This is a genomic window from Microcella pacifica (genome assembly GCF_009371975.2).
Classification (GTDB): domain Bacteria; phylum Actinomycetota; class Actinomycetes; order Actinomycetales; family Microbacteriaceae; genus Microcella; species Microcella pacifica.
On record NZ_VIKT02000022.1, the window covers coordinates 1 to 24,484 of the forward strand.

Consider the following 24,484-nt stretch of genomic DNA (forward strand, 5'->3'; position numbering starts at 1 on the left):
CGCCCACGACACGCACGACACCCACGCGACCTGCGCCGACCACACGAAAGAGCGCCCGGAGCATGATCACTCCGGGCGCTCTTTCCCCTGCCACTTGACAGGAATCAGTCACATATCAGTTGAGCAGGAAGGGCACGTCGCCCTCGCTCGCGAACTCGCCGACGCTCACGCTCAAGCGGTAGGTCGCGCCTCCCGCGGTGACCTGCTCGCGGTCGGCGTCGCAGTCGCCGGGGCTCGAGCGGGTGCGGCTCCACGAGAATGGCGTCGTCGACTTCTCTTCGCCGGGTTCGAGCACGGTCGGCGCCGCGACACCCGGGTCTTGGCAGTCGGTCGATGCCCAGATGCGGTCGGGCCCGGAGACGATCACATACTCCTGCACGTCGCTGCCCGCCTCCATCGTGCACGGAGCCGCGCCCGTGTTGAGGAGGGTGAGGGAGAGCATCGGCTGCTGCTCGGGCCCGTAGCTGTTCGAGTCGGTCACGGGCGTGACGACGACCTGATCGGGCGTGCACGGTGCTGGCCCACCACCGGTGCCCTCCGCGTCGGGGTCGGTCTCGGCCTCGTCGGTCTCGCTTACCTCGGGGTCAGCGCCCGCACCGGGGTCGGTCGCGGGGTCGCCCGTGCCGGGCCGCACGACGATGAGGATGATGATGACGATGACGGCGAGCAGGCCGAGGCCCACGACGAGGCGCCGCCGCCAGTACACCTGCGGCGGCTGCGGGCCCACAGGGTGACGCAGCGTCGACATGCGCTCAGAGTAGGGCCGTCACGGGCACCGGGCGTGTCGCCACCCGGCGTGTGCGCAGAACTCCCAGCCCGGCCGCGCCGGTCGAGGCGCCGCGCGCCGCCTACAGCTCCTTGAGCAGCCGGCTGTTGCCGAGCGTGTTCGGCTTGACGCGCGAGAGGTCGAGAAACTCGGCGACACCCTCGTCGGGTGATCGCACGAGCTCGCTGTACACCTCGGGGTCGACGAGCAGCTCCTCCCCGATGGAGACGAAGCCGTGGCGGCCGAAGAAGTCGGTCTCGAAGGTGAGGCAGAACAGTCGCCGCAGGCCGAGCTCCCGCGCCTGCTGCTCGAGCCGCTCGTAGATCGCGTGGCCGACACCGGTGCCGCGCCACCGCTCCTGCACGGCGAGGGTGCGCACTTCACCGAGGTCCTCCCACAGCACGTGCAGAGCGCCGCAGCCGATGACGTCGCCGCTGTCGTCGTCGACGGCGACGGAGAACTCCTGCACCGACTCGAAGAACACGACGAGCTCCTTGCCGAGCAGGATGCGCTCCTGCACGAGAGGCTCGACGAGTGCGTGGATGCCGCGCACGTCGGCCGTGCGCGCCTGCCGCACGCTGAACCCCAGGCGCCCCAGAGAACCCTGTTCCGTCACGCCCTCAGCCTAGAGCCGTCCCGAACACACAGAGGCCGGGCCCGCCCCCAAGAGCAGACCCGGCCATGAGCGGGATGCTCGAGCGCAGCTACTCGCCGGCGGGCAGCTCCCCGGCCGACGGCGCGGGGCCCGCGTCGACCGCGGCGAGCTCCTTCTGCGTGGTCGTGAAGGTGAACTGGCCATCGACGAAGTCGACCGCGACGTGGTCGCCGCCGTTGAGCTCTCCGTGCAGGATGCGCTCGCTCAGCGCATCCTCGATCTCGTGCTGCACGGCGCGACGCAGCGGCCTGGCGCCGAGAGTCGGGTCCCAGCCGATCTTGATGAGCTGCGCCTTCGCGGCCTCGCTCACCTCGAGCGTCATGTCCTGATCCATCAGGCGCTCGCGCAGGCGCTTGATGAAGAGCGCCACGACCTGCATGAGCTCTTCCTGGCTCAGCTGCGGGAAGACGATGGTCTCGTCGACACGGTTGAGGAACTCGGGCTTGAAGTGCTTCTTGAGCTCCTCAACGACCTTCGAGCGCATCGCCGTGTAGGACGCGGCGGAGTCGCCCTCGATCGTGAAGCCGACCGGGCCGCCCGTGATGTCTTTCGTGCCGAGGTTGGTCGTCATGATGATGACCGTGTTCTTGAAGTCGACCACGCGACCCTGACCGTCGGTCAGGCGACCCTCTTCGAGCACCTGCAGCAGCGAGTTGAAGATGTCGGGGTGCGCCTTCTCGATCTCGTCGAAGAGCACGACGCTGAACGGCTTGCGGCGCACCTTCTCGGTGAGCTGACCGCCCTCCTCGAAGCCGACGAAGCCGGGAGGGGCTCCGAACAGGCGCGAGACGGTGTGCTTCTCGCCGTACTCCGACATGTCGAGCGAGATGAGCGCGCCCTCGTCGTCGAAGAGGAATTCGGCGAGCGCCTTGGCGAGCTCGGTCTTTCCGACACCGGTCGGGCCGGCGAAGATGAACGAGCCGGAGGGGCGCTTCGGGTCCTTGAGGCCGGCGCGCGTGCGGCGGATCGTCTTCGCGAGCACGCTGATGGCCTCCTCCTGGCCGATGACGCGCTCGTGCAGCGCCTTCTCCATGAAGATGAGTCGGCTGGATTCTTCTTCCGTGAGCTTGAAAACGGGGATGCCGGTCGCCTGCGCGAGCACTTCGGCGATGACGCCCTCGTCGACGGTGCCGCCCGCGGCAACCTCGCCGGCGCGCCACTGCTTCTCGAGGCGCAGACGCTCACCGAGCAGCTTCTTCTCGTCATCGCGCAGGGAGGCGGCCTTCTCGAAGTCCTGGTTCTCGATCGCGAGCTCCTTGTCGGCGCGCACCGCGGCGATCTTCTCGTCGAACTCGCGCAACTCGGGCGGTGCCGAGAGGATCGAGAGGCGCAGGCGCGCGCCGGCCTCATCGATCAGGTCGATCGCCTTGTCGGGCAGGAAGCGGTCCTGCACGTAGCGGTCGGCGAGGTTGACGGCGGAAACGATCGCGCCGTCGGTGATCGACACCTTGTGGAAGGCCTCGTACTTGTCGCGCAGCCCCTTGAGGATATTGATGGAGTGCGGCAGCGAGGGCTCGTTGACCATGACGGGCTGGAAGCGGCGCTCGAGCGCGGCGTCCTTCTCGAAGTGCTTGCGGTACTCGTCGAGCGTCGTCGCACCGATGGTCTGCAGCTCGCCGCGAGCGAGGAGCGGCTTGAGGATGCTCGCGGCATCTATGGCCCCCTCGGCAGCTCCCGCACCCACGAGCGTGTGGATCTCGTCGATGAAGACGATGATGTCGCCGCGCGTGCGGATCTCCTTCGTCACCTTCTTGAGGCGCTCTTCGAAGTCACCGCGGTAGCGGCTGCCGGCGATGAGCGAGCCGAGGTCGAGCGAGTACAGCTGCTTGTCCTTGAGCGTCTCGGGCACTTCGCCCTTGACGATCGCCTGGGCGAGGCCCTCGACGACGGCGGTCTTGCCGACGCCGGGCTCGCCGATGAGGACGGGGTTGTTCTTGGAGCGGCGGGAGAGAATCTGCATGACCCGCTCCGCCTCCTTCTCGCGCCCGATGACGGGGTCGAGCTTGCCCTCGCGCGCGGCGGCGGTGAGGTTGCGGCCGAACTGGTCGAGCACCTGCGAGCCCTTGTCGGGGTTGGGGCTGTCGCCGCCGACGGCGACGGCCTCCTTGCCCTGGTACCCCGAGAGCAGCTGGATGACCTGCTGGCGCACGCGGTTGAGGTCGGCGCCGAGCTTGACGAGCACCTGCGCGGCGACGCCCTCGCCCTCGCGGATGAGGCCGAGGAGGATGTGCTCGGTGCCGATGTAGTTGTGGCCGAGCTGCAGCGCCTCGCGCAGCGAGAGCTCGAGCACCTTCTTGGCGCGCGGCGTGAACGGGATGTGCCCGGTCGGCTGCTGCTGCCCCTGGCCGATGATGTCTTGCACCTGCTCGCGCACGGCGTCGAGCGAGATGTTGAGCGACTCGAGCGCCTTCGCGGCGACTCCTTCGCCCTCGTGGATGAGGCCGAGCAGAATGTGCTCTGTGCCGATGTAGTTGTGGTTGAGCATCTTGGCCTCTTCCTGGGCCAGCACCACCACACGACGGGCACGGTCGGTGAACCGTTCGAACATCTCGCACTCTCCTCACGACAGCGGGTCGAATCGCTACCAGTACATCGAGGGTAACCAGCGGCACCTGGGTTAACTGCCCCTGTTCGCCCTAGGCGTGACCCGACGTAGGGTGACGGTGTGAGCAACCTCGAGACCGAGCCAGCCGAAGTCGTGTGCGACGAACGGCCCGGCGCCGGCACCGCGCACGACAACGGCGTCTTCGAACTGCTCGAACCCCGGGAGGTGCCGCTCGGCGGCCCGCGCGCCATGACCGTGCGCCGCACCCTCCCGCAGCGCGCCCGCAGCCTCATCGGCGCGTGGTGCTTCGTCGACCACTACGGGCCCGACGACGTGACCGACCGCGAGGCGGGCATGGTCGTGCCGCCGCACCCGCACACGGGCCTGCAGACCGTCAGCTGGCTGTTCGAGGGCGAGATCGAGCACCGCGACTCGAGTGGCGCGCACTCCCACGTGAGGCCGGGCGAGGTGAACCTCATGACCGCGGGCTCGGGCATCCAGCATTCGGAGGTGTCGACGGCGACGACCCGTCGCCTGCACGGCGCCCAGTTGTGGGTCGCCCTGCCCGACAGCGACCGCCACACCGCGCCGTTCTTCGAGCACGCGCCTGCCGAGCCGCGCACCATCGGCGACGCGACCGTGCGGGTGTTCATGGGAGCGCTCGGCGAGGACGCCGCGAGCCCCCTGCGCCTGTTCAGCCCCCTGCTGGGCGCGCAGCTCGACCTGCCGGCCGGCGGCGTCGTCGAGCTGCCGGTCGACCCCGACTTCGAGCACGGACTGCTCGTCGACGCGGGCCCGGCCACGCTCGACGGCCACGACGTGCCCGTCGCGCACCTCGGCTACCGCGGCCCCGGTCGCACGACCCTGCGCGTGACGGCGGGCGAGCACCCCGTTCGGGCGCTGCTGCTCGGCGGCGTGCCCCTCGGCCAGCCGATCGTCATGTGGTGGAACTTCATCGGCCGCAGCCACGACGAGATCGAGGCCTACCGCGCGCAGTGGCAGGGTGACGTCATCGACGGCGGTACGGCGACCGGCCGGTTCGGCCGCGTCGACGGCTACGACGGGGCGCCGCTGCCCGCGCCGGAGCTGCCGGGCGTGCGGCTCAAGCCCCGCGAGTAGGTCGCCCTCGCGACCGCGCGAGACGGGGGCCGGATGCTCGTCCCCGCGCTACTCGTGCGGGTCGGCGGTGAGCTTCTCGAGCCTGGCGCGCTCCTCGGCCTCGACCTTCGAGTAGGCGCTGCGCTCGGCGCGGTCGGCGCGGATGATCGCGCGCATGACGAGCCAGAAGATCAGGCCGAGCAGGATCGTCGGGGTGACCGAGTAGATCGCGTTGCTCCAGAATTCTTCCGGCATGGCTCCAGGATACGTCGCCTCACCCTTCGAGGTCGCCGCGAGCGCCGGTGCGCCCGATCTCCCGATTGAACTACGAGATGAGCAGGCCGCTACTCGATGAGCCTGCGGCGTGCGACGTAGAGGAACACGAGCACGAGCATCCCGAGTGCCGCTGTCGCCGCGAACACGACCGGGGCGAGCGTGCTGATGCCCTCGAAGGGCCCACCCGCCTCGACGACCTCGTTTTCGTCGTCGACAGGAGCCGCAGGCGCCTCGTCTCCGAGGGTCGGCAGCTGCAGATCGCCGAAGTCGTCGATGCCGTTGACGAGGGTCACGTCGCCGACGACGTGCGAGAGCGCACCGTCGGCGGCGAGCGCGATGACGCAGTAGACGCCGTCGGAGAAACGCTGGGTCGGCACCGTGAACGAGAACGCCGTCGACGCGGCGACCATCGTGCTGCGCTCGATGACGAACGGGCCGCACTCGCCCAGCCGCTGCTCGGCGAGGCCCACCTTCAGATCGGTGGGGCCGCTCGTCGTGATCGAGCCTTCGATGAGCAGCTCGCCGCTCACGACCTCGCCCGACAGCGGCGACAGGATGCGCATCGAGTCGACGGCGAAGCTCGGCGCCGCGGCGGCGAGCGCGATCGTCAGGGCGACGACGGGCACGGCCGGGAGGAGGCGGCGCAGGCGGGTGCTGAGCATGGGGGTTCGCCATTCGGGTTGGGCGAAGCGCGACCGGGCCGGGGCTCGATCGACGTCGTACGGGTATCGGGTGACGTGCGTGTTCGGGTGCGGTTCTCGCAGTCGGCGCGGGTCTCCGGCGGGGTGGGCCGGTCGCAGACTCCTCGAACTGTTGTCGACAGTACGCCTGAGGGTGAGGGCACGTCAGTCCCCAGTGTGGGGGGATAGAAAGGTGCGTCTATCCCCTCCGTGGTGCGGGGTGGCCGGAGGGGCGGCTCAGGCCCGGGCGAGCATCCCGAAGATGCCGGAGAGCAGCAGGTACGCGCCGAACGCGCCCACGACGATCCACAGCGCGAGGCGGTTCATCGTGTACGCGGGCTTCTTGTCGCCCGGCAGTGAGAGGTCCTCTCCGTCCTTCTTCATGCGTTCAGACTACGGGAGCGGGCTGAGCGCCCCGTCACGCTATGCCCACTACTTCACGAGCGGGAAGAGGATCGTCTCGCGGATGCCGAGACCGGTGAGCGCCATGAGCAGTCGATCGATGCCCATGCCCATCCCACCCGACGGCGGCATGCCGTGCTCGAGGGCGGTGAGGAACGCCTCATCGAGCCGCATCGCCTCCAGGTCTCCTCCAGCGGCGAGCTTCGCCTGCTCGACGAAGCGCTCGCGCTGCACCACCGGGTCGACGAGCTCGGAGTACGCGGTGGCCAACTCGAAGCCGCGCACGTAGAGGTCCCACTTCTCGACCATGCCCGGCCGGCTGCGGTGCTCGCGCACGAGCGGGCTCGTGTCGACGGGGAAGTCCATGACGAAGGTCGGCCGCACGAGGTCGCCCTTCACGTGGTGCTCCCACAGCTCTTCGACGTACTTGCCCGGCAGCGGGTGGGTGATCTCGATGTCGACCGCGTCGGCGAGCTGCTTCAGCTCGGCCATGGGCGTCTGCGGCGTGATCTCGCGCCCGACGGCGGCGCTGAGCGAGTCGTACATGCTCAGGCGGTCCCACGTGCCGCCGAGGTCGTACTCGGTGCCGTCGGCCCACGTGACGACGTGCGACCCCGAGACGGCGACGGCCGCGTTCTGGATCATCTCCTGCGTGAGGTCGGCCATCTGGTGGTAGTCGCCGTAGGCCTGGTACGCCTCGAGCATCGCGAACTCGGGGCTGTGGGTCGAGTCAGCGCCCTCGTTGCGAAAGTTCCTATTGATCTCGAACACGCGCTCGATGCCGCCGACGACGGCGCGCTTGAGGAACAGCTCGGGCGCGATGCGCAGGAACAGCTCCATGTCGAAGGCGTTCGAGTGGGTGATGAAGGGGCGAGCGGATGCTCCGCCATGCATCGTCTGCAGCATGGGTGTCTCGACCTCGAGGTAGCCGTGCTCGGCGAACGTCGCCCGCAGGCTCGCGACGGCGGCGGCGCGGGCGCGCACCGTGCGCCGCGCCTGCTCGCGCACGATGAGGTCGAGGTAGCGCTGGCGCACGCGCGTCTCCTCGTTGAGCTCTTTGTGCAGGGTCGGCAGGGGAAGGATCGCCTTCGCGGCGATCGCCCACGTCGACACCATGACGCTGAGCTCACCGCGGCGACTCGTGATGACCTCGCCCGTGACGTGCACGTGGTCGCCGAGGTCGACGAACTCCTTCCACCGGTCGAGGCTCTCCTCCCCGACGACGGCGAGGCTCAGCATGACCTGCAGACGCTCCCCGTCGCCCGACTGCAGGGTGGCGAAGCACAGCTTGCCGGTGTTGCGCGAGAGCACGACGCGCCCCGCGAGGGCCACGTGCTCGCCCGTGGCGATATCGGGGTCGAGCTCGCCATGGCGCGCGCGCACCGCCGCGATCGAATCGGTGATTTCGAGACCGATCGCGTAGGGGTCGAGGCCGGCCGCGAGCATCCTCGCCCGCTTGTCGAGGCGCACCTGCTTCTGCTCGGCGATCTCCTCGACCGTCGGCTCGGCGCTCTCGGCGCTGTCGGAAGCGGGGGTCTCGCTCATCTGCTGGTCTCCTCGTGTACGGCCGCTCAAGCCTAACGGCGGCGCGCCCGCCCCTCGGCTTCCCCGTGCAGTCGCCGGATGCTCGGCGCGCGCTACCCGAGGGTGAGCAGCTCGGTGTCGATGAGCCGGGTGTCGCCCAGGCGCGCGGCGATGAGCGCGCGGGCTGGCCCGTGGTGCTCGTCGGGCACGGGCTCGAACGTGCTCGGCTCGACCACCGCGAAGTAGTCGAGCTCGACGCCGGTAGCCCCCGAGAGCACGCTCTGCGCGGCGGCCACGACGGCGTCGATGCCGAGGTCGGCGGCCGACTGGGCGGCTTCGAGCGCCCGCGGCAAGGCCCGCGCCGCCTCGCGATTGCGCTCGTCGAGGAAGACGTTGCGGCTCGAGAGCGCGAGCCCGTCGTCGTCGCGCACGGTCTCGACGACCTCGACGCGCGTGCGGATGTCGAGGTCGCGCACCATGCGCTGCACGAGGAAGACCTGCTGGGCGTCCTTCTGCCCGAAGAGCACGTGGTGGGGCTGGGCGATGCCGAGCAGCTTGGCGACGACGGTGAGTACGCCGTCGAAGTGCCCGGGCCGCGACCGGCCTTCGAAGAGCCCGCCGACCGCGCCCGCCGTGACGGTGGTGGCGGATGCCCCGCTCGGGTACATCTCGTCGACGGAGGGGGCGAACACGACGTCGACCCCGTGCCCGGCGAGCGCCGCGCGGTCGTCGTCGAGCGTGCGGGGGTACTGCTCAAAGTCTTCGTTCGGCCCGAACTGCAGCGGGTTGACGAAGATCGACACCACGACGACGTCGGCGAGCTCCCTCGCGCGGTCGACGAGCGCGAGGTGGCCGTCGTGCAGCGAGCCCATGGTGGGAACGAGGGCGACGGCGCGGCCGTCGGCGCGCGCGGCGTCGAGTCGCGCTCGCAGCACAGCGATGCTCGTGACGAGGTCGGGCACGGTCGTCGTGTCAGTCACCGTTCTCCTTGCGCGGGGCCGCCGTCGTGTCGTCGAGCCCTGCGAGGTCGATGCTATCGGCGCCCGCACCGCGCAGCGCGTTGTCGACGGCGGAGCGTACGACGGCGCTCAGCACGCGCCCGGGCTCCTCGATGCCGATCTCGCGCAGGCCCGCGATGGCCTGCCCGACGATCGCGGTGGAGAACTCGCTTGCTGCCCCGATCGCGTCGGCGTACGCCTCGCGGTTCTCCTCGGCGACGACGACGGGCTCGGCGCCCATCTCGACGACGAGCGCTTGCGCGATGGGCAGCACGGGCCCGGGGGCGGTGACGGCGCACCACGCCTCTCGCAGGCGGGCGAGGTCGAGCGAGGTGCCCGTGAAGGTGAGAGCGGGATGCACGGCGAGAGGAATGATGCCCGCGGGCCGCGCGGGGTCGAGCACGCGCACGCCATAGCGGGCCGAGGTGTGCAGCACGAGCTGGCCGGGCAGCCACGCGTCGACGGCCGCGAGACCGCTCACGAGGTCGGGCAGCTGGTCGTCGGGCACGGCGAGGATGACGAGCTCGCTGCGTTCGACGACCTGCCGCACCTCGAGCACGGGTACACCGGGCAGCATCGAGTCGACCCTGTCGCGGGCATCCTTGGAGTGGGCGGAGATGCCGACGATCGCGTGACCGGCACCGGCGAGGGCGGCGGCGAGGACGGGGCCGACGCGGCCCGCCCCGATAACGCCGATGCCGAGGCGGCCGTCCTTCTGCGTCACGCCTCGGCCTCGGGGGTCCGCTCGATGGTGGGCTCTGCGGGTGCGGCCTCGCCGGGCGCCTCGCCCGAGCCGGAGCGCCAGCGATGCGTGCGGTCGGTCTGCGCGCTGCGGATCGCGGCGCCCGCGACGGTGTCGAAGAGCTCCATCGCCTGCGTCACATCGAGGGCGCCGAGGCTCGGGGTGATGGGCCCGGCGACGGTGTGCACCTGGATCGCGGCGAGGCGCAGCGAGCGCAGGAGCGGGCCCTGGCGGACCGAGACGGACTGCATGCGCGGGAAGGGCACGATCGCGAGGTCGCGCCAGATCGCGCCGCGGCGCAGCATGACGGCGCCATCGCTCACCGCGAATCCGTTGCGAGGCTGCGAGAACCAGCGCAGGATGCGCGCGCGCGGCGGTGAGTTCACGAATCCGTCGGGCGCGGCGCCCTCTTCGTCGCGGCCGCTCGAGGTGAGGCCGCGCTCGAGCACGGGCATCACGTCGTCGGTCGCGACGTCGGGCAGCAGCAGCCGCAGCACGGTGCGCACGTCGTCGAGGTTGCCGACGGGCAGGATCGTGGTCTGCTGCTGGCCGGCCGCGCCGCTCTGCGAGGAGCGCGAGGCACGGTTGACGGCGATCTGCCACCAGCCGGAGGGCCGCCACAGCAGGGGCTGGCTGACGCGCACCGAGTGGATGCGCCCGGGAGGCAGGGTCTCGTTCGTCGTCGAGAGCAGACCGAATCCGACGCGCACGCCGTCGGGCGTCGAGGCGATCGAGTAGCGCAGCGAGCGCGTGATGCGGGAGACGAGGTAGCCGCCGAGACCGAGGAGCGCTGGCAGGAAGCCGACGAGCAGGAACAGCTCGCCGCTGACGATGATGCCGACCGTGAGGCCGATGATGAGCAGCACGAAGACGATCGTGGTCTCGCTCAGCACCGTCGAGCCGATGAGCCGACCAGGGTTCATGCGCAGCACGGCCTCCGGCTCGGCGAGTGCCGGGTCGAGCTCGGGGGCCAGGAATTCCGAGACGCGCTCGTCGAGCATCCCGCCCAGATCGTGCGCGCCCGCCGAGCCCGCACCGCCTGCCGTACCCGCACCGCCCGATGCTTCGCGGCGCGCGCCGGAGGCGAGGCGCAGGATGTCGGCGCGCAGTGCGTCCGCCGTGCGCGAGTGCAGGTACGAGAGCTGCACGTTCGCGTCGTTGCCGGCGACCGACACTTCGAGCTTCGCTGCGCCGAACAGCCGCGGAATGAACGGGCGCCCCACGTTGACGCCCTGAATGCGGTCGAGGCGGCCCTTGCGATTGGTGCGGAACAGGATGCCCGACCGCACCTCCACGACCTCGTCGGTGATGCGGAAGGTGTGCATGCGCCACGACAGCCAGAAGCCGGCGATGAACAGCAGCAGCACGCCGATGAGCGCGAGCAGGGCGACGAGCACGAGCTCCTGCTCGACGATGAAGTCGATCGGGTCGCCCTCGCCGGCGAAGTCGCCGTCGCCGCCGAAGAAGAAATCGATCGCGCGGTCGCGGAAGTTCGAGATGACGATGCCGAGCACGACGATGAAGGCGATGCCGCCGCGGAAGAGGGGTGTCGCGGGGTGCAGCCGGTGCCACTCGCCGTCGGCGAGGTCGGTGCTCGTGGAGATGCCGTGGGTGGCGGCGGGCGTGGTCGCGGTATCGGTCGCCGGGTCAGGCTGCGAGGCCGGCTCGCCCTGGGGCTCGTCGCGCTGCTCGCTCACAGGCCCGCTCGGCGCGTCTCGGCGACCGCGACGAGGTGGTCGCGCAGCTGCTCGGCCGTCTCGAGCGGCAGGCCGGGGATGAGCACGCCGCTCGAGGCGGCGGCGGTGACGAACTTGAGCTCGGCGAGGCCGAGGGCGCGGGCGACCGGGCCGCGCGTGATATCGACGAGCTGCATACGGCCGTACGGCACGGCGACGAAGCGCTGGAACATGATGCCGCGGCGGAAGAGCAGGTCGTCCTCGCGCAGGAGGTATCCGATGGAACGCACGCGGCGCGGTGTGAAGGCGATGACGAGCAGGAAGAGCACGGCCATGCCGACGCCGAGAATCCACCCGAACTCCCAGCCCACCCAGAAGGGCACGAACGCGGCCGCGGTCATGAGGGCGCCGAAGATCACGTAGCCGACGACGTCGACGACGATGTACTTGGGCGAGACCCGCTGCCACTCGGTCTCGGCGCGCTCGAGGCGCCTGGCCGGGGTGTCGGCGCTGTCGGTCTGATCCTGGACACTCACGGGTGCCTCCTCTCGATCCATGGTGCGCTCAGGTCGAAGACGCGGCGGCCTCGTCGAGCTCATCGTCTTGCGGCGGCAGCGAGCAGAGGTGCTCGGCCGCGAGTGCGACGACCACGAGGATCACCGCCGCCACGAGCGTAGCCCCCGACGCCAGCGTCGAGCCTAACGGCACGACCGCACGGCTGAGCAGGTAGGCGAGGATGCCCGCGGCGGCTCCCGCAAGGATCGCCGCGGAGAGCGCACTCGCCTTCGCGAGCACGACCACGCGCGTGGCGTAGAACGGGTCGATGCGCTTCTCGCCCCGGGCGGCGGCGCGCACGGGCCACGCGAGCAGGAGGAGCACGGCCGCGATGAGGACGAGCGCGAGGGAGAGGGAGAGCGGCGGCACGACGACGGCGAGGCCTTGCGCGGCGAGCACGGTGTTGAGGAGAAAGCCGAGCACGAGCCCGAGGGCGGCAAGTGCGAGGAGGGGAAGAGGGCGCGTGCGCGTCACGGTCGAGCCCCACTGGCGGCGGTCACGCGCGCGAGAAGCTCGGCGATCGGGCCCACGCCGGGCAGCACCGCGTCGGGGCGCACCTCGAGCCACGGGCGCAGCACGAAGTCGCGCTCGTGGGCGCGGGGGTGGGGCAGCGTGAGCTCGGAGGTCTCGAGGCGGGTGTCACCGTGCACGATGATGTCGAGGTCGAGCGTGCGGTCGCCCCAGCGCGGCGCAGTCGCCGAGCGGTCACGGCCGTGCGCGCGCTCGAGCCGGCGCAGCTCGCGCAGCAGCGCGTGCGGCGCCAGGCGCGTGCACAGCACGGCGACGCCGTTGAGGTAGGCCGGCTTGTCGGGGTCGAGGCCCTCAGGGGTGAGGGCCACCGAGTCGTGCCAGCGCGACGCGACGACGAGCTCGGTGTCGGGCAGCCCGTCGAGCTCGGCGACGGCGGCGTCGAGCGTGGCGGCGCGATCGCCGAGGTTCGCGCCGAGAGCGACGACGGCCTCGACCGTCTCCCCGTCCTCCGCACCCTCGCCGTCGTCGCCGACGTCGCGCGCCTCGTCGACCGTCACGGTCGGCTCCGTGTGATCGTGACGGCCACGTCGTCGAACGGCACCCGGATGGGCGCGTGCGGCTTGTGGACGGTCACGACGACCTCGTGCACCGCGGCGTGCTCGAGCACGAGCGCGGCGATGCGCTCGGCGAGCGTCTCGATGAGGTCCACGGGGTCGCGCTCGATCGCGGCGACGATCGCCTCGGCCAGCTCGCCGTAGTGCACGGTGTCGGCGACGTCGTCACTCGCGGCAGCCCGTGCGAGGTCGAGGGTGAGCGCCACGTCGACGACGAACTCCTGCCCGTCGCGCCGCTCGTCGGCGAGCACACCGTGGTGGCCGCGAGCACGCACCCCCGAAAGCGTGATGGTGTCGCGCGCTGTGCCGGTCATGCCGGCACCTCGCTGCGCGCCGGCTCCGCCGACGACGCTGACGACGACGACGCCGCCGCCGCGCCCGTACCCCGCCACGCGGCGTGCGTCGCGAGCGCGAGCACGGTCGAGCGGGCGTCGTGCACGCGCACGGCTGCGGCGCCGGCCTCGGCGGCGAGCACGCTCACGACGGCGGTCGGCAGGTCGCGCTCCTCGACGTGGTGGTCGGGCGGCAGCAGCTCGCCGAGGAACCTCTTGCGCGAGGCGCCCACGAGCACGCGGCAGCCGAGGTCGGTGAGCGCGGGTAGCGCGCGCACGAGCGCCCAAGAGTCGTCGTGCCGCTTGGCGAAGCCGAGCCCCGGGTCGAGCCAGAGCCGCTCGGCCGGGATGCCTGCCGCGAGCGCTGCCTCGAGCCGCGATTGCAGCTCGTTGCGCACCTCGGTGACGACGTCGCGGTAGTCGCTCACGGCATCCCAGACGGCGGCCGGGCCGCGCCAGTGCATCGCCACATAGTCGACGTCGAGCCCCGCGACGGTCTCGAGCATGGCCGGGTCGGCGAGGCCCCCGCTCACGTCGTTGACGATCGCGGCGCCCGCCTCGACGCTCGCCGCGGCCGTGGAGGCGTGCATGGTGTCGATCGAGACGCGCAGGCCGTCGGCGGCGAGCGCCGCGATGACGGGCAGCACGCGGCTCTGCTCGACGGCGGGCGTCACAGGCTGCGACCCGGGGCGCGTCGATTCGCCCCCGACGTCGATCACGTGGGCGCCGTCGGCGGCGAGGATGCGCGCGCGGTCGACGGCGCGCTGCGGGTCGAGATACGCGCCGCCGTCGCTGAAGGAGTCGGGGGTGACATTGAGGATGCCCCACACCTCCGGTGCCGCGGGCGTCGAGTGCGCGCCGCTCGCGTCGTGCGCCGTCGCCGCGCTCATGCCGTGCCCCGCCCGAGGAGCGCCATCACCTCGGCGCGGCGTACGGGGTCGGCGAGGGCGCCGCGGGAGGCGACGGTGACGGTCGTGCTGCCGCTCTGCCGCGTTCCGCGGGCGGTCACGCAGCCGTGCTGGGCGTCGACGACGACGAGCACGCCGTGCGGCGCAAGCGCGCTCTCGAGCGTGGCGGCGACGTCCTCGCCGAGGCGCTCCTGCAGCTGCGGCCGGGAGGCCACCGTCTCGACGACGCGGGCGATGCTGCCGAGGCCGGTCAGGCGCTCGGCGGGGAGGTAGGCGACGTGCGCGACGCCCGTGAAGGGGAGAAGGTGGTGCTCGCACATGGAGCGCAGGGCGATGTCGCGCAGCAGCACGATCTCGCCGCGCTCACCCGGGTCTGACTGCAGTTCGACATCGTCGTGCAGGTGCGGGGCGGGGTCGACACCGACGCCTGCGAAGAACTCGCCGTACGACTCGGCGACGCGCTGCGGCGTGGTCGCGAGGCCCGGGCGCGAGGGGTCTTCTCCGATCGCGACGAGCAGTTCGGCGACCGCGGCCTCGATGCGGCGGGAGTCGATGGGCGGCACGACGGGAGCCTACTCGCGCCGCGGCGACTGCTCGGGGTCGCTCGACACGGGGCCCTCACCCGCCCGAGCCGGGGCGTCGTGCGCCTGCGAGCGGGCCGACCCGGCTCCGGCGCCGACGGGCTCGCTGGCTCCCGTGTCGAGGTCCTCGATCGCGGGCTTGGCGGGCATGGGCACGGGTGGCAGGTCGGGCAGCGGGCGGTCCTCGCTCGAGAGCCACTGGGGGCGCTCGGGCAGCTTGTCCACGTTCTGGAAGATCTCGGCGAGCGCCACGTGGTCGAGGGTCTCCTTCTCGAGCAGCTCGGTCGCGAGCCGGTCGAGAATGTCGCGGTTGTCGTTGAGCACGCGCCAGGCCTCGTCATGAGCCTGCTCGATGAGCGCGCGCACCTCCTGGTCGACCTTCTCGGCGAGCCGCTCCGAGTAGTCGCGCTGGTGGCCCATGTCGCGACCGAGGAAGACCTCGCCGCTCGACTGGCCGAGCTTGATGGCGCCCACGGTCGCGCTCATGCCGTACTCGGTGACCATGCGGCGCGCGATGCTCGTGGCCTTCTCGATGTCGTTGGAGGCGCCCGTCGTGGGGTCGTGGAAGACGATCTCCTCGGCCACTCGGCCGCCCATCGCGTACGTGAGCTGGTCGAGCAGCTCGTTGCGCGTGATCGAGTACCGGTCGTCGAGGGGCAGCACCATCGTGTAGCCGAGGGCACGCCCGCGCGGCAGGATGGTGACCTTCGTCACGGGGTCGGTGTTGCGCATGGCCGCGGCCGCGAGCGCGTGGCCGCCCTCGTGATAGGCGGTGATGAGCTTTTCGTGGTCGCGCATGACGCGCGACCGGCGCTGCGGGCCCGCCATGACGCGGTCGACGGCCTCGTCGAGCGTCACATCCGTGAGCTCCTCGCCACCCTGGCGCGCCGTGAGCAGCGCGGCCTCGTTGAGCACGTTGGCGAGGTCGGCGCCCGTGAAGCCCGGCGTCTTGCGCGCGAGCACCTCGAAGTCGACTCCCTCGGCCATGGGCTTGCCCTTGGCGTGCACCTCGAGGATCTTCGCGCGACCTTTCATGTCGGGTGCATCCACCTGGATCTGGCGGTCGAAGCGGCCGGGGCGCAGCAGCGCGGGGTCGAGGATGTCGGGCCGATTGGTGGCCGCGATCATGATGACGTTCGTGTTGGGGTCGAAGCCGTCCATCTCGACGAGCATCTGGTTGAGCGTCTGCTCGCGCTCGTCGTGGCCGCCGCCCATGCCGGCGCCGCGGTGTCGGCCGACGGCGTCGATCTCGTCGACGAAGATGATGGCGGGCGAGTTCTCCTTGGCCTGCGTGAAGAGGTCGCGCACGCGGCTCGCGCCGACGCCGACGAACATCTCGACGAAGTCCGAGCCAGAGATCGAGTAGAACGGCACGCCCGCCTCCCCCGCGACGGAGCGCGCGAGGAGGGTCTTGCCGGTGCCGGGAGGGCCGTACAGCAGAACGCCCTTGGGAATGCGCGCCCCGACCGCCTGGAACTTGGTCGGGTCTTGCAGGAAGTCCTTGATCTCGTGCAGCTCCTCGATGGCCTCTTCGGCTCCGGCGACGTCGTCGAAGGTGACCTGCGGGGCCTCCTTGTTGACGAGCTTCGCCTTCGACTTGCCGAACTGCATGACCCGGCCGCCGCCGCCCTGCAGGCGCGTGAGGATGAAGTAGAAGATCACGCCGATGATGAGGAACGGGATGATGAGCCCGAGGATGCTCACAAAGAAGTTCGTCTGCGGCACCTCATCATCGAACGACTCGAGGTCGGCGGCGTTGAGCGCCGCGATGACCTCGTCGCCGCGGGGCGTCACGTAGTAGAACTGCACCTGCGTGCCGAACTCCTCGGCCTGCTCGGTCTCGGCCTCGAGCACGAGGTCGACGCGCTGCTCGCCGTCGACGATCTTGGCTGAGACGACGGGCCCGCTCTCGAGCAGCTCGAGCCCCTCCTGGGTGCTGATCGGCCGGAAGCCGCCGAGGCCAGCAAGCAGGGTGAAGCCGATCCAGAGCACGATCGCTCCGGCGATGATGTAGAGGAAGGGCCCGCGGAGGAGTTTCTTGAAGTTCATGGTGTGGGCGTGCGCCCGCGCCTTTCTGCCGGTGAGACGTTCCCACAGGCTACCCCGCGGCACCTTTGCAGCCCCCCGATGTTCGCCCCGGGCGCACCGCCTGGCGAGAGCCTGCGGGGCCTCCTACTCGCCCTGGTAGACGTGCGGCGCGAGCACTCCGATGGCGCGCAGGTTGCGGTACTTCTCGGCATAGTCGAGGCCGTACCCCACGACGAAGGCGGGAGGGATCTCGAAGCCCACGTACTCGACCTCGACCTCGACCTTGGCGGCCTCGGGCTTGCGCAGCAGGGTGAGGATCTTGACGCTCTTCGCCCCGCGCGATTCGAGGTTGGCCCGCAGCCACGAGAGCGTGAGCCCTGAGTCGATGATGTCTTCGACGATGAGCACGTCGCGCCCGGCGATCTCGGTGTCCAGGTCCTTGAGAATGCGCACGACGCCGCTCGACTGGGTACTGGCCCCGTACGAGCTCACGGCCATCCAGTCCATCTCGACATGGATGCGCAGCTCGCGCGCGAAGTCGGCCATGACCATGACGGCGCCCTTGAGCACGCCGACGAGCAGCGGCGGCTCGTCGGGGTAGTCGGCCTCGACCCGTCGCGCGAGCTCGGCGAGCTTGGCGTGGATCTCCTCCTCGGTGATGAGCACCTCGGTGAGGTCGGAGCGAATGTCCTCGACGTCCAAGAGTTCTCCTCGGTCCTGGTGGGCCTGTGCTAGTCAGACTGCGGGTCGGCCGGCGGCTCTGGCGCGCTCGAGCGGAACACGATGCGACCACCTTCGCGCTCCACCCTAATGCCGCTCAGGTGCACGGCGCCCTGCCCGTGCCAGTCGGTCGCGAGCCGCGCGATCTCGAGGGTCTGCGCGCGGCTGAGGGCGAGCCCGAACTCGGCGTCGGCGACGAGTCGGATGAGTCGGTGGCGCAGTGCGGGCGGGTTGGCGAGCAGCGCGGCGACGGGCAGCGAGCATCCCCCCTCCGCGAGGTCGACGAGCTCCTCCGCGATCTCGTCCACCATGTGGTCGAGCGCGTCGGAGTCTTCGCGCGCGATCTCGGCGGTGCGCGCGAGCGCGTCGACGACGCCCGCATCGAGCTGAGATTCCATAAGGGGCAGGATGCTCGACCGCACCCGCACGCGCGCGAACGCCGCATCGCCGTTGTGGGGGTCGTGCCACGGCTCGAGGCCCTGGTCGGTGCAGGCTGCGGCGAGCGCCGCGCGGCGCAGCCCCAGCACGGGTCGCCGGTATCGCCCGACCACGGCCGCCATGCCGGCGAGGCTCGCGGTACCGCTGCCGCGGGCGAGCCCGAGCAGCACGGTCTCGGCCTGGTCGTCGCGCGAGTGGCCGAGCAGCACGGCAGCGGCCGGCAGCTCCTCGGCGATCGCGTCGAGGGCGGCGTAGCGCGCTGTGCGCGCCGCGGCCTCTGGGCCGCCCGCCGTACCCACCTCGACCCGCCGCACGACGACGGGGTCGAGCCCGAGGGCGCGCGCCGCGGCGGCTGCCCGTTCGGCGACGGCGGCCGAGCCACCCTGCAGACCGTGGTCGATGATCGCGGCGCCCGCGCGCAGCCCGGCACGGGGAGCCTCGAAGGCTGCGGCCGCGGCGAGCGCGAGCGAGTCTGGGCCTCCGCTGAGGGCGACGACCACGAGCGAGCCCTCTGGCAGGTCGGCGAGCGACTCGCGCACCGCGCGGCGTGCGTCGGCGACCGCCGGGGTGAGGCGCGGCCGACGCTCGGGCGCCCCGGGCGGTGTGGTGGGCATCCACTAAGGTTAAGGCCGGCCTGGAGCACGACCGCCAGCAGATTTCACGACTTTCTTCGCATCTTTCAAGGAGCACCCATGGGCGCCTACCCCGTCGTCATCGAAGTTCCCCGCGGCAGCCGGAACAAGTACGAGATCGACCACGAGACGGGGCGCGTCTTTCTCGACCGCGTGCTCTTCACGCCCTTCGTCTACCCCACCGACTACGGCTTCTTCGAGCACACGCTCGGCCTCGACGGCGACCCGGTGGACGCGCTCGTGCTGCTCGAGTTCCCGCTCTACCCCGGCGTCGGCGTCGAGGTGCGCCCGGTCGGCGTCTTCAACATGACCGACGACGGCGGCAGCGACGCGAAGGTCGTGTGCGTGCCCGCGAAGGACCCGCGCTGGGCGCACATCCAGGACCTCGAGGATGTTCCGGAGCAGACCCGCAAAGAGATCGAGTTCTTCTTCGAGAACTACAAGGCGCTCGAGCCCGGCAAGTGGGTCAAGACCGAGGGCTGGGGCTCGGCCGCCGACGCCGAGGCCGTCATCCAGGCGGGCATCGCGGCGTACGTGCCGCCCGCCGGCCACTAGCCTCGCTCCCGCGCGGGCCCGAACCTACGGGGTCGGCCGCGCGACGTACGGCACGCGGTCGTAGCTGCGCACGGCGACGATGCGCACGGTCTTGCCCGGGTAGGGCGCTTCGATCATCTGGCCGCCGCCGATGTAGAGGGTCACGTGGTACTTCGACCCTGAGGTGGCTCCACCCGTGGAGTAGAAGATGAGGTCGCCGGCCTGCGCCTGCGCGTAGGGCACGAGCCGGTTGCGCGAGGCCGCCGTGGAGTACTGCCGGGTGGCCGAGTGCCCGCCGATGGAGACGCCCGCGGCGGCGTAGGCCTGCATGGTGAGGCCGGAGCAGTCCCACACGTCGGGGCCGCGCCCGCCGAACTGGTACGGCTCGCCGACCTGGGCGCGCGCGAAGGAGATCGCGGTGGCGACGGCTCCGGCGTGCGGGGCCGGCACCGAGGGCGGGTTCGGCGCAGGCGGCGTGCTCGGCGACGGGCTGGGCGACGGGGGCGGGATGCTCGGGCTCGGGCCCGGCGCGGGCGGCGGGCTGCTCGGGCTCGGCGCGGGGCTGCTCGGCGTGCCCGGTGCCTGGTTGCCGGGCGCGGGCTCCTCGTCGCCGCCGAGGCCGGCGAGGTACTCGCGCTCGAGCTGCTCGCTGCGGCCGGTCAGGCTCGCGAGCTGCGCGGCGAGCTCGCCCATCATGATCTGCTGCGTGGCGAGGCGCTGCTCGGCCTGCTCGGCGGCGGCGATCGCCGCGGCGAGCGAGTCAGAGGCCTCGTCGGCCAGCCGCCCGCGTTCGGCGAGGGCGAGCTCGGCCTGGGCGGTGAGCGCTTCTGCGGTGTTCTTGTCCTGCATCGCTCGCGCCATGACGGCCTGGCTGCGCGCGCCGACGGAGCTCATCGCGCCGAGCCGGTAGAGCAGGTCGTCGGCGTCGTCGGCGTCGCCCGTGAGCAGCGCCGTGGTGAGGTCGCCACTGCCGGATCGTGCGAGCTGAGCCGCGAGCTGAGCAGCGCGCGCTCCCGACTCGGCGGCTCGGTCGAGGGCGGCGTCGCGCCGCTGCTCGAGCCGGCCGGCGGCGGCTTCGGCCTGCTCGAGGGCGAGCTCGGCGAGGTGGTACTCCTCGCCGAGTAGCACGGCGCTGCGCGCCGCCTCGAGGTACGTCTGCTCGGCGGCTCGGGCGGCGTCTTCGATGCGCGCGATGGCGAGCTGGGTGGCCTGGACGTCGCCGCGCGCCTGCTCGACGTCGTCCCAGCTGGGCGGGGCGGGCGCCGCGGTGGCTGCGGTCACCCCGAGGGCAACGGTGAGAGCCGTCACGAGGGTGACGGCTGCGATACCGCGGCGCCCGGGGCGTCGCATCGTCAGCCGCTACCCAAGCTGAATCCCGATGTTGCTGAAGAACGTCACGGGGTTCTCCGCTACTCCATTACGGCGCACTTCGATGTGGGTGTGGCACCCCGTGGATGCGCCGGTCGAGCCGACCTTGGCGATGTTCTGGCCGACGACGATGGTCTGCCCCATCTGCACGAGGATGCCGCCGTTCTGAATGTGCGCGTAGGCGGTCGTGAGGCCGCCTCCGTGGTCGATGCGCACGAAGTTGCCGAACGTTCCGTTGGGGCCCGCGTAAGTGACGGTGCCGCTCGAGGCCGCGTACATGTTGGTGCCGCAGCCTGCGGCGATGTCGGTGCCGGTGTGGAGGCGCACGTATCCGTAGATGGGGTGGACGCGGTAGCCGTAGTGGGAGGTGATCCACCCGTTGACAGGGTTGGCCCAGCCGTTGACGATCTGACCGGCGTCGAGGCTGCCGCCCGCGCCGTACTGCGCCTCGATGCCGGCCTGGTAGTCCTCCTCGGTCGCCTCGCGGTTCTCGATGAGCACGGCGAGCTGCGCTTCCAGGCGCGCCTGGTTCTCCTGCTGCGCGAAGAGAGCGTCCTGCGCCTCCTGCGCGGCGGCCTGCGCGGTCTCGAAGGCGGCTTGGGCTTCGAGGCGCAGTTCGTCGCGAATCTCCTTGGCGACGTTCGCCTGGTCGGTGAGGGCCTGGGCGGCGTTCTTGTCCTGCAGGGCTGCGGCGTAGATGCCTTCGGCCTGCTGCGTGATCTTGCTGGCGAATCCGAGACGCGAGAGCAGAGCATCCGCCTGCCCCGGATTGGTGAGGAGGGAGGCGGAGAGGTCGCCGCCGCCGCTGCGCGAGAGCTCGGCGACGAACTGGCCGGCGCGCAGGCGGGACTCCTCGGCACTGGCTTGGGCCTCGTCGGCCTGGGCCTGCAGCTGGTCGGCGGTGTAGGCGGCCTCGTCGAAGGCGGTCTGAGCCTCAAAGTAGGCGGCGCCGGCCTCTTCGGCGATGGCCTGCGTGCGCTCCACCTCGGCGGTGATGGCGGCGATCGCGGCGCGAATCTGCTTGACCTGCGTCTGCGCGGCCGCGACGCTGCGGCGCGCGTCGAGCACGTCGTCCCACGACGGGTAGTCGACGGCGTAGGCGGGGCGCTCGGTGGCGGCGACGACGCCGCTGGTGAGCATGACGATGGTGGCGAGGCCGCCGACGACGGAGAGAAGGCGACGGCGCAGGGATGCTCGGCGCGGGCGCGCTGCGAGCACAGTCGTGCTACGCGACGTCGTCATGCCTGCTCCCCCCGAGCCCCGTGCTGCTTCGCTTCGTGCACTCCCGTGGCTATCCCCGTGCCGTGGTGTACCGCGCATGTTTTCGAACCCATTCCGGCATTCGTGCGTTATGTCACATCTTCCACACGAACACCATTGACCACACTACCAACGGTTTGCGCGCACGCCTAGAGCTGCAACGGCATGCGCGGCGAGCGCACCGTCGCCGGCGCGCCCTGCGTTCCTGGTGCGACGCTAACCGCGGCTGCCCCGCGCGGCGGGGAGGCCGATCGGATCGGCGGCGAATAGGCCACTCGCGCGCGTTTGGCATTTGCGGCATCCGACCCGTATGCTTGTGCCTCGGTTGCTGCAGAGTTCCTTCCGGTCACGGCCCCATCGTTTAGCGGCCTAGGACACCGCCCTTTCACGGCGGCAGCACGGGTTCGAATCCCGTTGGGGTCACTCAGCTACCGACACAATTGAATACGCAAGGCCCTGTAGCGCAGTTGGTTAGCGCGCCGCCCTGTCACGGCGGAGGTCGCCGGTTCAAGTCCGGTCAGGGTCGCGGTGAGAGCCTCGCTGAAGTACCGAGCCACTCGGTACGAGGTGGGGCTTTTTCGCTAGGGTCACGTACCCGCACGGCTCTGTAGCTCAGTTGGTAGAGCGCACGACTGAAAATCGTGAGGTCACGGGATCGACGCCCGTCGGAGCCACCACAGCTTCATCGTCCTCCCTAAGGCTGAGGAAGGACGATTCGCTGGCGCATCTCGAGCTAACCTGCCCTGTCGGCAGCATGCGCGTCATCGGACACGAATTTCGGCGACATGAGCCACGGCTTCTTCATCAACACCGTGGGAGCGCTGACGAACAACCTTTTCGTGAAGCTGACTTACTTGGGCTACGCGTGGGAGCCGGCCGCCTCCACCTCCTACAACCTGCGCAACCGCACCACCTGCACGGTCGAGCACAGGGCTACCCGAGCCGACCTCGTGTTCGGATCGAACTCGATTCTGCCTTCATACGCCCGGGTCCACGCGCAAGACGACAGTCGCGAGAAGTTCGTGCACGACTTCGTCGCCGCTTGGAAGACGGTCTTGAAGGCCGACCGCTTCGACCTGGTGGCCAGGTCACCCGCCGCTGAACCGGTCATGGATGCTCGGGCCGGTGTCTCTGCGGGGGCCTCGGCTCTTTCGCTTGTCGGGACGTTTTCAGCACAAGCCGCCCGTCGTTAGGCTGCAGGAATGGCCAACAGGAATGAGTTCAGAGCCTTTGTCGTCGAGGCGCTTCGAGCGCTCGGTGGATCGGCGACAGTGCTAGAAGTGACGAAGCAGGTCTGGCAGGTGCATGAAGCTGACCTGCGCCATTCGGGCGATCTCTTCTACACCTGGCAGTACGACATTCGTTGGGCGGCCCAGTACCTCCGCAACAATGGATATCTGAAGACGGTCGATCGCGACAGGAACCACCCGTGGGAGCTCACGGAATCAGGCTGGCAGGTGGATCTCATGGCCCTGGCCTCATCTGCCAAGAAGAAGCGGAAGGCCTCTAGCTAAAGCGCAGCGACGAGTAGCCGCCCGATCGCTGCACCTAGCGGGATCGGTACTGCGTTTCCGATCTGACGGGCGATGTCGGTGCGGGATCCTACGAAGCGATGTCTCGGGCTGAATCCCTGGATCAGAGCGGCCTCATAGTGGGTGATCGCACGGTTTTCCTCCGGATGGAGGTATCTGCCCTTCTCCGGCTTGAAGAACTCTGTTCGGATGGTCACCGAAGGCTTGTCCCAGCGCAGTCTGCCCATGACGTCTCCAGAGCCCGTCTTGTGCTTGACCCAGCAAGGTGCCATGAGCTCGGGATAGGGCTCCAAGTCACGACGATTGCCACCTTCAGGAATGACGGCGAACCGCTTGAGCGAGACGGGCGTATAGTTCCGGCTCCAGTGCAGGTCGCGGGCAACGAAGGACCCAGGGAATACTCGGCCATTGAATTCGGTCTGCCGCTGTCCCAGAAGCTGATCTTGGTCAGGCTGACGCGGCACGTTGCGCAGCACGTCTCGAACCGTCACCCACGGGCGCAATCCGTCTCCCGGATTGGCGGCATGGGTCTTGGCGAGAACACCCGGGGAACCGAGATCTCGGCGATAGCCGATCATCACGGTACGACGGCGAGATTGCGCCGCGCCAAAGTCTGCCGCATTGAAGACTTCGGCGTCGAACGCGTAGTCCTCGAGCTCGCCTCCAGGTTCGGTCGCGGCCAGAAACTGATCGAATTGTGGCGACTTCCTGAATTCAGCGACGTTTTCGACGACGAAGTACTTCGGATGAGCTCGACCTATCGTCTCCGCGTACTCGCGCCAAAGGGCGTTCCGCTCATCTTCAACGTCACGCTTGCCGAGACTTGAGAATCCTTGGCACGGCGGCCCTCCTACTATGACGTCGGCTGAGGGCACATCGCCGCGAAGCCACTCGCGAATGTCACCGACGAACAGCAGACCTGAACCATGGCTAGCCTCGTAGGAAGCGGCCGCAGCGGCGTCCCATTCGACAGCTCCGACGGTTCTGAACCGTTCGGATGCAGCTTGAAGGCCGGCCGACAACCCACCCGCCCCGGCGAATAGGTCGAGAACTCGAATATCGCCAGCCATGGGCCAATCTTATGGGGAAGGTGCTCTGAGCGGTTCGCGCGACTCACAGGCATGTGCCACCAGTTCTGGGACGCCCTCG

General features: G+C 70.2%; 26 protein-coding genes and 3 tRNA genes. 7 read left to right on the forward strand and 22 right to left on the reverse strand.

The genetic code is table 11. From position 1 onward, the window contains the following. Nucleotides 1-115: 115 nt before the first annotated feature. The 3 genes from FK219_RS11280 to FK219_RS11290 form a co-directional block, all read right to left on the reverse strand. Complete coding sequence (locus tag FK219_RS11280) at nt 116-748, reverse strand: hypothetical protein (protein ID WP_152584027.1); 633 nt, start codon at nt 746-748, stop codon at nt 116-118. Between the two features lie 100 nt (nt 749-848). After that, nucleotides 849-1,382, reverse strand: coding sequence for an amino-acid N-acetyltransferase (locus FK219_RS11285; protein ID WP_328821687.1), 534 nt, complete (start codon nt 1,380-1,382; stop codon nt 849-851). 88 nt (nt 1,383-1,470) lie between these two features. Beyond that, the gene (locus FK219_RS11290; RefSeq protein ID WP_152584028.1) at nt 1,471-3,969 is read right to left on the reverse strand and encodes an ATP-dependent Clp protease ATP-binding subunit; all 2,499 of its coding nucleotides are present in this window, start codon (nt 3,967-3,969) and stop codon (nt 1,471-1,473) included. A gap of 117 nt (nt 3,970-4,086) precedes the next feature. Between FK219_RS11290 and FK219_RS11295 the strand changes: the two genes are divergently transcribed. Further along, on the forward strand, nt 4,087-5,085 hold the full coding sequence (locus tag FK219_RS11295) for a pirin family protein (RefSeq protein ID WP_152584029.1): 999 nt from the start codon (nt 4,087-4,089) through the stop codon (nt 5,083-5,085). Nucleotides 5,086-5,133: 48 nt separating this feature from the next. On the opposite strand, the gene FK219_RS11300 is transcribed toward FK219_RS11295, so the two are convergent. The 16 genes from FK219_RS11300 to tilS all read right to left on the reverse strand — a co-directional run bounded on the left by FK219_RS11300 (nt 5,134) and on the right by tilS (nt 18,623). Next, the gene (locus FK219_RS11300; RefSeq protein WP_152584030.1) at nt 5,134-5,319 is read right to left on the reverse strand and encodes a hypothetical protein; all 186 of its coding nucleotides are present in this window, start codon (nt 5,317-5,319) and stop codon (nt 5,134-5,136) included. An 89-nt stretch (nt 5,320-5,408) separates the two neighbouring features. After that, nucleotides 5,409-6,002: a hypothetical protein gene (locus tag FK219_RS11305; protein ID WP_152584031.1), complete on the reverse strand. Its 594-nt coding sequence runs from the start codon at nt 6,000-6,002 to the stop codon at nt 5,409-5,411. 255 nt (nt 6,003-6,257) lie between these two features. Further along, a complete protein-coding gene (locus tag FK219_RS11310) occupies nt 6,258-6,404 on the reverse strand; it encodes a hypothetical protein (RefSeq protein WP_165638127.1) in 147 nt (48 codons plus the stop codon). 48 nt (nt 6,405-6,452) lie between these two features. After that, nucleotides 6,453-7,967 (reverse strand): lysine--tRNA ligase, encoded by a 1,515-nt coding sequence (lysS, locus tag FK219_RS11315; RefSeq protein ID WP_152584032.1) that lies wholly within the window; start codon nt 7,965-7,967, stop codon nt 6,453-6,455. 92 nt (nt 7,968-8,059) lie between these two features. Beyond that, complete coding sequence (panC, locus tag FK219_RS11320) at nt 8,060-8,926, reverse strand: pantoate--beta-alanine ligase (RefSeq protein WP_152584033.1); 867 nt, start codon at nt 8,924-8,926, stop codon at nt 8,060-8,062. Then, nucleotides 8,919-9,668 carry a Rossmann-like and DUF2520 domain-containing protein gene (locus FK219_RS11325; RefSeq protein WP_152584034.1) on the reverse strand — a complete coding sequence of 250 codons (750 nt, stop codon included), beginning with the start codon at nt 9,666-9,668 and terminating at the stop codon, nt 8,919-8,921. The genes panC and FK219_RS11325 overlap by 8 nt, the downstream gene beginning before the upstream one ends. Next, nucleotides 9,665-11,383: a PH domain-containing protein gene (locus FK219_RS11330; RefSeq protein ID WP_152584035.1), complete on the reverse strand. Its 1,719-nt coding sequence runs from the start codon at nt 11,381-11,383 to the stop codon at nt 9,665-9,667. Before FK219_RS11330 ends, FK219_RS11325 begins: the two co-directional genes overlap by 4 nt. Beyond that, a complete protein-coding gene (locus FK219_RS11335) occupies nt 11,380-11,898 on the reverse strand; it encodes a PH domain-containing protein (RefSeq protein WP_328821688.1) in 519 nt (172 codons plus the stop codon). The genes FK219_RS11330 and FK219_RS11335 overlap by 4 nt, the downstream gene beginning before the upstream one ends. Nucleotides 11,899-11,926: 28 nt before the next feature. After that, a complete protein-coding gene (locus FK219_RS11340) occupies nt 11,927-12,391 on the reverse strand; it encodes a DUF3180 family protein (protein WP_152584037.1) in 465 nt (154 codons plus the stop codon). Continuing rightward, a complete protein-coding gene (gene folK, locus FK219_RS11345) occupies nt 12,388-12,945 on the reverse strand; it encodes a 2-amino-4-hydroxy-6-hydroxymethyldihydropteridine diphosphokinase (RefSeq protein WP_152584038.1) in 558 nt (185 codons plus the stop codon). Before folK ends, FK219_RS11340 begins: the two co-directional genes overlap by 4 nt. After that, nucleotides 12,942-13,316: a dihydroneopterin aldolase gene (gene folB / locus FK219_RS11350; RefSeq protein WP_152584039.1), complete on the reverse strand. Its 375-nt coding sequence runs from the start codon at nt 13,314-13,316 to the stop codon at nt 12,942-12,944. Before folB ends, folK begins: the two co-directional genes overlap by 4 nt. Continuing rightward, nucleotides 13,313-14,224 carry a dihydropteroate synthase gene (gene folP / locus FK219_RS11355; RefSeq protein ID WP_152584040.1) on the reverse strand — a complete coding sequence of 304 codons (912 nt, stop codon included), beginning with the start codon at nt 14,222-14,224 and terminating at the stop codon, nt 13,313-13,315. Before folP ends, folB begins: the two co-directional genes overlap by 4 nt. Beyond that, nucleotides 14,221-14,805, reverse strand: coding sequence for a GTP cyclohydrolase I (gene folE / locus FK219_RS11360; RefSeq protein WP_152584041.1), 585 nt, complete (start codon nt 14,803-14,805; stop codon nt 14,221-14,223). Before folE ends, folP begins: the two co-directional genes overlap by 4 nt. Before the next feature lie 9 nt (nt 14,806-14,814). Then, nucleotides 14,815-16,872 (reverse strand): ATP-dependent zinc metalloprotease FtsH, encoded by a 2,058-nt coding sequence (ftsH, locus tag FK219_RS11365; protein ID WP_152584042.1) that lies wholly within the window; start codon nt 16,870-16,872, stop codon nt 14,815-14,817. 123 nt (nt 16,873-16,995) lie between these two features. Further along, the gene (gene hpt / locus FK219_RS11370; RefSeq protein ID WP_152584043.1) at nt 16,996-17,553 is read right to left on the reverse strand and encodes a hypoxanthine phosphoribosyltransferase; all 558 of its coding nucleotides are present in this window, start codon (nt 17,551-17,553) and stop codon (nt 16,996-16,998) included. 29 nt (nt 17,554-17,582) lie between these two features. Then, on the reverse strand, nt 17,583-18,623 hold the full coding sequence (gene tilS, locus FK219_RS11375) for a tRNA lysidine(34) synthetase TilS (protein ID WP_152584044.1): 1,041 nt from the start codon (nt 18,621-18,623) through the stop codon (nt 17,583-17,585). A 78-nt stretch (nt 18,624-18,701) separates the two neighbouring features. Between tilS and FK219_RS11380 the strand changes: the two genes are divergently transcribed. Then, nucleotides 18,702-19,196 carry an inorganic diphosphatase gene (locus FK219_RS11380; protein WP_152584045.1) on the forward strand — a complete coding sequence of 165 codons (495 nt, stop codon included), beginning with the start codon at nt 18,702-18,704 and terminating at the stop codon, nt 19,194-19,196. 24 nt (nt 19,197-19,220) lie between these two features. Here the strand turns inward: FK219_RS11380 and FK219_RS11385 are convergent, their stop codons facing one another. Continuing rightward, nucleotides 19,221-20,525, reverse strand: a complete 1,305-nt coding sequence (locus tag FK219_RS11385) for a C40 family peptidase (RefSeq protein ID WP_152584046.1) — start codon at nt 20,523-20,525, stop codon at nt 19,221-19,223. A 9-nt stretch (nt 20,526-20,534) separates the two neighbouring features. Next, complete coding sequence (locus FK219_RS11390) at nt 20,535-21,785, reverse strand: M23 family metallopeptidase (protein WP_152584047.1); 1,251 nt, start codon at nt 21,783-21,785, stop codon at nt 20,535-20,537. A 368-nt stretch (nt 21,786-22,153) separates the two neighbouring features. On the opposite strand from FK219_RS11390, the gene FK219_RS11395 reads away from it, so the two are divergent. The 5 genes from FK219_RS11395 to FK219_RS11415 all read left to right on the forward strand — a co-directional run bounded on the left by FK219_RS11395 (nt 22,154) and on the right by FK219_RS11415 (nt 23,317). Further along, nucleotides 22,154-22,226 (forward strand) — tRNA-Glu (locus FK219_RS11395). A 29-nt stretch (nt 22,227-22,255) separates the two neighbouring features. Next, nucleotides 22,256-22,329, forward strand: a tRNA-Asp gene (locus FK219_RS11400). Between the two features lie 75 nt (nt 22,330-22,404). Next, a tRNA-Phe gene (locus FK219_RS11405) sits at nt 22,405-22,480 on the forward strand. Nucleotides 22,481-22,588: 108 nt separating this feature from the next. Further along, nucleotides 22,589-22,996, forward strand: a complete 408-nt coding sequence (locus tag FK219_RS11410) for a hypothetical protein (RefSeq protein ID WP_152584048.1) — start codon at nt 22,589-22,591, stop codon at nt 22,994-22,996. A 9-nt stretch (nt 22,997-23,005) separates the two neighbouring features. Then, nucleotides 23,006-23,317 carry a hypothetical protein gene (locus tag FK219_RS11415; RefSeq protein ID WP_210416820.1) on the forward strand — a complete coding sequence of 104 codons (312 nt, stop codon included), beginning with the start codon at nt 23,006-23,008 and terminating at the stop codon, nt 23,315-23,317. Here the strand turns inward: FK219_RS11415 and FK219_RS11420 are convergent. Then, nucleotides 23,314-24,405 (reverse strand): DNA cytosine methyltransferase, encoded by a 1,092-nt coding sequence (locus FK219_RS11420; RefSeq protein ID WP_152584049.1) that lies wholly within the window; start codon nt 24,403-24,405, stop codon nt 23,314-23,316. The genes FK219_RS11415 and FK219_RS11420 overlap by 4 nt on opposite strands. Nucleotides 24,406-24,484 lie beyond the last annotated feature (79 nt).

Excerpts from the sequence above, each read along its gene's own strand:
- FK219_RS11415 (WP_210416820.1), top strand. The coding sequence starts at position 23,006 with ATGGCCAACAGGAATGAGTTCAGAGCCTTTGTCGTCGAGGCGCTTCGA.
- lysS (WP_152584032.1), bottom strand. The coding sequence starts at position 7,967 with ATGAGCGAGACCCCCGCTTCCGACAGCGCCGAGAGCGCCGAGCCGACG.
- ftsH (WP_152584042.1), bottom strand. The coding sequence starts at position 16,872 with ATGAACTTCAAGAAACTCCTCCGCGGGCCCTTCCTCTACATCATCGCC.
- FK219_RS11280 (WP_152584027.1), bottom strand. The coding sequence starts at position 748 with ATGTCGACGCTGCGTCACCCTGTGGGCCCGCAGCCGCCGCAGGTGTAC.
- FK219_RS11410 (WP_152584048.1), top strand. The coding sequence starts at position 22,589 with ATGAGCCACGGCTTCTTCATCAACACCGTGGGAGCGCTGACGAACAAC.
- folB (WP_152584039.1), bottom strand. The coding sequence starts at position 13,316 with ATGACCGGCACAGCGCGCGACACCATCACGCTTTCGGGGGTGCGTGCT.
- FK219_RS11290 (WP_152584028.1), bottom strand. The coding sequence starts at position 3,969 with ATGTTCGAACGGTTCACCGACCGTGCCCGTCGTGTGGTGGTGCTGGCC.
- FK219_RS11390 (WP_152584047.1), bottom strand. The coding sequence starts at position 21,785 with ATGACGACGTCGCGTAGCACGACTGTGCTCGCAGCGCGCCCGCGCCGA.
- folP (WP_152584040.1), bottom strand. The coding sequence starts at position 14,224 with ATGAGCGCGGCGACGGCGCACGACGCGAGCGGCGCGCACTCGACGCCC.
- tilS (WP_152584044.1), bottom strand. The coding sequence starts at position 18,623 with ATGCCCACCACACCGCCCGGGGCGCCCGAGCGTCGGCCGCGCCTCACC.
- FK219_RS11300 (WP_152584030.1), bottom strand. The coding sequence starts at position 5,319 with ATGCCGGAAGAATTCTGGAGCAACGCGATCTACTCGGTCACCCCGACG.
- FK219_RS11385 (WP_152584046.1), bottom strand. The coding sequence starts at position 20,525 with ATGCGACGCCCCGGGCGCCGCGGTATCGCAGCCGTCACCCTCGTGACG.
- FK219_RS11420 (WP_152584049.1), bottom strand. The coding sequence starts at position 24,405 with ATGGCTGGCGATATTCGAGTTCTCGACCTATTCGCCGGGGCGGGTGGG.
- FK219_RS11310 (WP_165638127.1), bottom strand. The coding sequence starts at position 6,404 with ATGAAGAAGGACGGAGAGGACCTCTCACTGCCGGGCGACAAGAAGCCC.
- FK219_RS11305 (WP_152584031.1), bottom strand. The coding sequence starts at position 6,002 with ATGCTCAGCACCCGCCTGCGCCGCCTCCTCCCGGCCGTGCCCGTCGTC.
- FK219_RS11380 (WP_152584045.1), top strand. The coding sequence starts at position 18,702 with ATGGGCGCCTACCCCGTCGTCATCGAAGTTCCCCGCGGCAGCCGGAAC.